The sequence below is a fragment of the Bacillus sp. LH1 genome (assembly GCF_057924895.1).
On sequence record NZ_CM175007.1, the window covers coordinates 1 to 7,500 of the forward strand.

Consider the following 7,500-nt stretch of genomic DNA (forward strand, 5'->3'; position numbering starts at 1 on the left):
TTGGAAAATATCTCTGATTTATGGAATAGTGCCTTAAAAGAATTAGAAAAAAAGGTAAGCAAGCCTAGTTATGAGACATGGTTAAAATCCACAACGGCTCATAACTTGAAGAAAGACGTATTAACGATTACAGCTCCGAATGAATTTGCTCGTGACTGGCTAGAATCTCATTACTCCGAACTAATTTCAGAAACACTATACGATTTAACAGGGGCAAAATTAGCAATTCGCTTTATTATTCCCCAAAGTCAAGCTGAAGAGGACATTGATCTGCCTCCAGTTAAGCCGAATCCAGCACAAGATGATTCAGCTCATTTACCACAGAGCATGTTAAATCCAAAATATACATTCGATACATTTGTTATTGGCTCTGGTAACCGTTTTGCCCATGCAGCTTCATTAGCTGTAGCTGAGGCGCCAGCTAAAGCGTATAATCCACTCTTTATTTACGGGGGAGTTGGACTTGGAAAGACACATTTAATGCACGCAATTGGTCATTATGTAATTGAACATAATCCAAATGCAAAAGTTGTATATTTATCATCAGAAAAATTTACAAATGAATTTATTAACTCTATTCGTGATAATAAAGCTGTTGATTTTCGTAATAAATATCGTAACGTAGATGTTTTATTGATAGATGATATTCAATTTCTTGCTGGAAAAGAACAGACTCAAGAAGAGTTTTTCCATACATTTAATGCATTACACGAAGAAAGTAAACAAATTGTAATTTCTAGTGACCGACCACCAAAAGAAATTCCAACTTTAGAAGATCGTCTTCGTTCCCGCTTTGAATGGGGACTTATTACAGACATTACGCCGCCAGATTTAGAGACACGAATTGCGATTTTACGCAAAAAAGCAAAAGCTGAAGGGCTTGATATACCAAATGAAGTTATGCTTTATATCGCAAATCAAATTGATTCAAATATTCGTGAATTAGAAGGTGCACTTATCCGAGTTGTAGCTTATTCATCTTTAATTAATAAAGATATTAATGCTGATTTAGCAGCTGAAGCACTTAAAGATATTATTCCAAATTCTAAGCCGAAAATTATCTCTATTTATGATATTCAAAAAGCTGTCGGGGACGTTTATCAAGTGAAATTAGAAGATTTTAAAGCGAAAAAACGTACAAAATCAGTTGCGTTTCCTCGCCAAATTGCAATGTATTTATCGCGCGAACTTACAGATTCCTCTTTACCAAAAATAGGTGAAGAATTTGGTGGACGTGATCATACAACAGTTATCCATGCCCATGAAAAAATCTCTAAACTACTAAAAACCGATACGCAATTACAAAAGCAAGTTGAAGAAATTAATGGTATTTTAAAGTAGTAGCTGAATAGTGTGAATAACTTACCTTGTTTTACGCACAGTCTATCCACATGTAGATAGACTGTTTTTACATCCTTTAGCGGGGTTATCCACATATCCACAAGCCCTATTACTATTACTACTATTTTTTATCTTTATTAATTAAATAAAATCTTATACTTACCGGAGGTTTTTCTTTATGCGTTTTACAATACAAAAAGACTATCTTGTAAGAGGTGTACAAGATGTAATGAAGGCAGTTTCTTCTCGTACAACAATCCCAATTCTTACGGGAATTAAAGTTGTAGCAACTGAAGAAGGAGTTACATTAACAGGAAGCGATGCTGATATTTCAATTGAATCGTTTATTCCAGTCGAAGAAGATGGAAAAGAAATCGTAGAAATAGCTCAATCAGGAAGCATTGTTTTACAGGCAAAATATTTTAGTGAGATCGTAAAAAAACTACCTAAAGACACTGTCGAAATTTCTGTAGAAAATCATTTTATGACAAAAATAAAATCTGGAAAATCAGAGTTTAACTTAAATGGTTTAGATTCTGCAGAATATCCGTTATTGCCACAGATTGAAGAACATCATGTATTTAAGATACCAACAGATTTACTTAAACATATGATCAGACAAACTGTATTTGCAGTTTCTACTTCTGAAACAAGACCAATCTTGACAGGTGTAAACTGGAAGGTATATAACAGCGAGTTAACTTGTATTGCAACAGATAGTCATAGGCTGGCACTTCGAAAAGCAAAAATTGAAGGACATAACATTGCAGATGAATTCCAAGCTAATGTTGTTATCCCAGGTAAGAGCTTAAATGAATTAAGTAAAATTTTAGATGAGTCTGAAGAAATGGTAGATATCGTTATTACGGAGTATCAAGTATTATTCCGTACAAAACATTTATTATTCTTCTCAAGATTGTTAGAAGGGAATTATCCTGATACGACACGTTTAATTCCGGCAGAGAGTAAAACGGATATTTTTGTGAATACAAAAGAATTCCTACAAGCAATTGATCGCGCTTCACTATTAGCAAGAGATGGCCGCAATAACGTTGTTAAATTATCAACTTTAGAGCAAGAAATGCTAGAGATTTCTTCGAATTCACCAGAAATCGGAAAAGTTGTTGAAGAAGTACAATGCGAAAAAGTAGATGGAGAAGAGTTAAAAATATCTTTTAGTGCAAAATATATGATGGATGCATTGAAAGCTTTGGATAGTACAGAGATTAAAGTTAGCTTTACTGGGGCGATGAGACCGTTCTTAATTCGTACAGTAAATGATGATTCAATTATTCAATTAATTTTACCGGTTCGTACTTACTAGGTAAGGAATAAGGGTTGCTAGTTTAAAGATGCTAGTGGCCCTTATTTGATTTTTGGGTATTACTTTCCTAATGCTAGTTTATTTAGTACAATGAAAGAATGAACACTTTCAGAAAGTGAGCGATTTTATGAAACGTATTAAAATTTCAACAGAGTATATTACACTAGGACAATTTTTAAAGTTAGCTGATGTAATTGATACAGGTGGCGCTGTAAAATGGTTTTTACAAGAATATGAAGTGTACGTGAACAACGAACTTGAAAATAGAAGAGGTCGCAAACTATATGCGAATGATGTTATTGAAATTCCAGGAAGCGGAACTTTCCAAGTTCAGGCATAAAGGGGGAGCCCTTTGTTTATTTCAGAAATACAATTAAAAAACTATCGCAATTATGAAAAATTAGAGCTTTCCTTTGAAGATAAGGTAAATGTAATTATCGGCGAAAATGCGCAAGGGAAAACAAATTTGATGGAAGCTATTTATGTTTTAGCGATGGCGAAATCTCATAGAACCTCTAATGATCGCGAACTTATCCGCTGGGATGAAGATTTTGGTCAAATAAAAGGGAAATTACAAAAAAGAAACAGTTCTTTGTCTTTGGAATTAAATATTTCGAAAAAAGGTAAAAAGGCAAAATTAAATCAACTTGAACAGCAAAAGTTAAGTCAATATATTGGCGTGATGAACGTTGTCATGTTTGCCCCAGAAGATTTAAATCTTGTAAAAGGAAGCCCTCAAGTAAGAAGACGCTTTTTAGATATGGAATTAGGACAAATAGCTCCTGTATATTTGTATGAATTAAGTCAATATCAAAAGGTGCTCACGCAACGAAATCACTTGTTGAAAAAAATGCAAGGGAATAGTAAGAATGAGGAAACGATGTTGGATGTATTTACACTTCAACTAATTGAGCATGGTGCGAAAATACTGCAAAAACGTTTTGAATTTTTGCATTTGCTACAGGAATGGGCAGCTCCAATTCATCGAGGTATAAGCCGTGGATTAGAAGAGTTAGAAATTGTCTATAAACCAAGTGTAGATGTATCAGAATCAATGGATTTGTCGAAAATAAAAGAAGTATACTATGAAAGTTTTCAATCTGTGAAACAACGTGAAATTTTCCGTGGTACGACTTTAATTGGTCCTCATCGTGACGATTTACAATTCTTCGTTAATAGTAAAAATGTTCAAGTCTTTGGTTCGCAAGGACAACAACGAACGACCGCACTATCCCTAAAATTAGCTGAAATTGAATTGATTTATTCAGAGGTTAAAGAATATCCAATCCTTTTGTTGGATGATGTTTTATCAGAATTAGATGATTATCGTCAATCACATCTTTTAAATACAATTCAAGGAAAAGTGCAAACATTTGTTACAACGACGAGTGTCGACGGAATTGAACACGAAACATTAAAAGAAGCGAAAACAATTCATGTAACGAACGGCACTGTAGATTGTGAAATAGATAGGGAATAACCCCTGTTTAAATGGAAAAGTAGGTGATCTTTGTGTCAATGGAACAAAAGCAAATGCAAGAAAATGCATATGATGAAAGTCAGATACAGGTGCTTGAAGGACTAGAGGCAGTTCGGAAACGCCCTGGTATGTATATTGGATCTACAAGTGGAAAAGGGCTTCACCATCTTGTTTGGGAAATCGTAGATAATAGTATTGATGAAGCACTTGCAGGTTATTGTGATGAAATTAATGTTAGTATCGAAGAAGATAATAGTATTCGTGTAACGGATAATGGGCGTGGTATTCCGGTTGGTATACAAGAAAAAATGGGACGTCCAGCTGTAGAAGTTATTATGACTGTTCTCCACGCCGGTGGTAAATTTGGCGGTGGCGGTTATAAAGTTTCTGGTGGTTTACATGGTGTTGGGGCATCGGTTGTAAATGCTCTATCAACAGAATTAGAAGTATTTGTACATCGTGAAGGTAAAATCCATTACCAAAAATACGAAAGAGGTATTCCGGTTGCGGATTTAAAAGTCATTGGTGACACCGATCAAACAGGAACAATAACTCGATTTAAACCAGATCCGGAAATTTTCCAAGAAACAACAGTATACGATTTTGATACGCTAGCAACTCGTATGCGTGAATTAGCGTTTTTAAATCGTAATATTAAATTAACAATTGAAGATAAACGTGAACATAAGCAAAAGAAAGAATTCCATTACGAAGGTGGAATTAAATCATACGTTGAGCATTTAAATCGCTCAAAACAACCGATTCATGAAGAGCCTGTGTACGTAGAAGGTTCAAAAGATGGTATTCAGGTTGAGGTTTCTCTTCAATATAACGAAGGATACACAAATAATATTTACTCATTTACGAATAACATCCATACGTATGAAGGTGGTACACATGAGGTAGGTTTTAAAACAGCTTTAACTCGTGTAATCAACGACTATGGTCGTAAAAATAGCATTTTAAAAGATGCGGACAGTAATTTAACTGGTGAGGATGTTCGTGAAGGTTTAACAGCAATTGTATCAATCAAGCATCCAAATCCACAATTTGAAGGACAAACGAAGACAAAACTTGGGAATAGTGAAGCGAGAACAATTACAGAGTCTGTATTCTCAGAGGCATTTGAAAAGTTCTTACTAGAAAATCCTAATGTAGCGCGAAAAATTGTAGAAAAAGGTACGATGGCTGCACGTGCACGTGTAGCTGCGAAAAAAGCGCGTGAATTGACACGTCGAAAGAGTGCGTTAGAAGTTTCAAGTTTACCTGGTAAATTAGCTGATTGCTCTTCGAAAGATCCAGCAATTAGTGAAATTTACATCGTAGAGGGTGACTCTGCGGGTGGATCTGCAAAACAAGGACGCGATCGTCATTTCCAAGCAATTTTACCGCTGAAGGGTAAAATTATTAATGTGGAAAAGGCGCGCTTAGATAAGATTTTATCAAATGATGAAGTTCGTACAATTATTACGGCAATCGGTACAAATATTGGTGGAGACTTCGATATTGAAAAAGCACGCTATCATAAAGTTATTATTATGACCGATGCCGATGTTGATGGTGCACATATTCGTACCCTATTATTAACGTTCTTCTATCGTTATATGCGTCAAATAATTGAGTGTGGTTATATCTATATTGCACAGCCGCCATTGTTTAAAATACAACAAGGTAAAAAAATTCAATATGCTTACAACGATAAGGAACTTGAAAAAATCTTAGCTGAGCTACCAGCCCAGCCAAAACCAGGAATTCAACGTTATAAAGGTCTTGGGGAGATGAATCCAACTCAGCTATGGGAGACGACAATGGATCCAGAAGTACGTTCGTTACTTCAAGTTTCTCTTCAAGATGCAATAGAAGCAGACGAAACGTTTGAAATTTTAATGGGTGATAAAGTAGAACCGCGTCGTAACTTTATCCAAGAGAATGCAAAATACGTGAAGAACCTTGATATTTAAATGAGTAATGACAGGAATCTAAGTATTCCTGTCTTCTACATATAAATCAATGTATGTGTAACGGAAATGTAAGAGGAGGTGCTCGTTGATGTCAGACAATCAACAACAAGCACGAATTCGAGAAATTAATATTAGTCATGAAATGCGTACCTCATTTTTAGATTACGCAATGAGTGTTATCGTATCTCGTGCATTACCAGATGTTCGTGATGGATTAAAACCTGTGCATCGTAGGGTTTTATATGCGATGAATGATTTAGGAATTACAGCTGATAAAGCGTATAAGAAATCAGCACGTATTGTCGGTGAAGTAATCGGTAAGTATCACCCTCATGGTGATTCAGCCGTTTATGAAACAATGGTACGTATGGCGCAAGATTTTAGTCAACGTTATATGCTTGTAGATGGGCATGGTAACTTCGGTTCTGTAGATGGAGATTCAGCAGCAGCAATGCGTTATACAGAGGCAAGAATGTCTAAGATTTCTATGGAATTAATACGTGATATTTCAAAAAATACAATTGATTATCAAGATAACTATGATGGTTCCGAAAGAGAACCGATAGTACTACCAGCGCGTTTCCCTAATTTATTAGTAAACGGTACAACAGGTATTGCTGTTGGTATGGCAACAAATATACCGCCGCATCAGCTTGGCGAAGTAATTGATGGTGTGCTGGCATTAAGTCATAATCCTGATATTACTATCGCAGAATTGATGGAATATATTCCTGGTCCAGACTTTCCGACGGCAGGTTTAATTTTAGGAAGAAGTGGAATTCGAAGAGCTTATGAAACAGGTCGCGGTTCCATTATGCTTCGTGCTAAGGTTGAAATTGAAGAGAAGTCAAACGGTAAACAATCTATTATCGTAACTGAACTACCTTATCAAGTTAATAAGGCGCGATTAATTGAAAAAATCGCAGAATTAGTTCGCGATAAGAAAATTGAAGGTATTACAGATTTACGTGATGAATCAGATCGTAATGGTATGCGTATTGTCATGGAAGTACGTCGTGATGCTAATGCAAACGTACTATTAAACAATCTATATAAACATACAGCGCTTCAAACAAGTTTCGGTATTAATATGTTGTCTCTTGTAAATGGGGAGCCACAAGTACTAAATTTAAAACAAAATCTATATCATTATTTAGAGCATCAGAAGGTAGTAATTCGTAGACGTACTGCTTATGAATTAGAAAAAGCAGAAGCACGTGCTCATATTTTAGAAGGATTACGAATAGCTTTAGATCATCTTGATGAAGTTATTACGTTAATTCGTAGTTCAAAAACGGCAGATATTGCAAAGCAAGGCTTAATGGAACGTTTTGGTTTAAGTGAGAAACAAGCGCAAGCGATTTTAGATATGCGTCTGCAACGCTTAACTGGAT

At 35.5% G+C, this 7,500-nt stretch carries 6 protein-coding genes (1 of these 6 only partly in view); all 6 read left to right on the top strand.

Going from position 1 to position 7,500, the window contains the following annotated elements; translation table 11 throughout:
* Entirely contained in the window at window positions 1-1,341 is a 1,341-nt protein-coding gene (gene dnaA / locus ACX9TM_RS00005) for a chromosomal replication initiator protein DnaA (protein WP_000428017.1), read from the top strand.
* Between the two features lie 178 nt (window positions 1,342-1,519).
* Entirely contained in the window at window positions 1,520-2,665 is a 1,146-nt protein-coding gene (gene dnaN / locus ACX9TM_RS00010) for a DNA polymerase III subunit beta (protein WP_001212884.1), read from the top strand.
* A 127-nt stretch (window positions 2,666-2,792) separates the two neighbouring features.
* Window positions 2,793-3,005, top strand: a complete 213-nt coding sequence (yaaA, locus tag ACX9TM_RS00015; RefSeq protein ID WP_000821364.1) for a S4 domain-containing protein YaaA — start codon at window positions 2,793-2,795, stop codon at window positions 3,003-3,005.
* Between the two features lie 12 nt (window positions 3,006-3,017).
* Window positions 3,018-4,145, top strand: a complete 1,128-nt coding sequence (gene recF, locus ACX9TM_RS00020; RefSeq protein WP_000470745.1) for a DNA replication/repair protein RecF — start codon at window positions 3,018-3,020, stop codon at window positions 4,143-4,145.
* A 38-nt stretch (window positions 4,146-4,183) separates the two neighbouring features.
* Entirely contained in the window at window positions 4,184-6,106 is a 1,923-nt protein-coding gene (gene gyrB, locus ACX9TM_RS00025; protein ID WP_000435982.1) for a DNA topoisomerase (ATP-hydrolyzing) subunit B, read from the top strand.
* An 88-nt stretch (window positions 6,107-6,194) separates the two neighbouring features.
* Window positions 6,195-7,500: the 5' portion of a DNA gyrase subunit A gene (gyrA, locus tag ACX9TM_RS00030; RefSeq protein WP_001282864.1), read on the top strand. Its footprint extends 1,166 nt past the window's final position; 1,306 of the gene's 2,472 nt are visible here — the first part of the coding sequence; the start codon lies at window positions 6,195-6,197; its stop codon lies beyond the right edge, outside the window.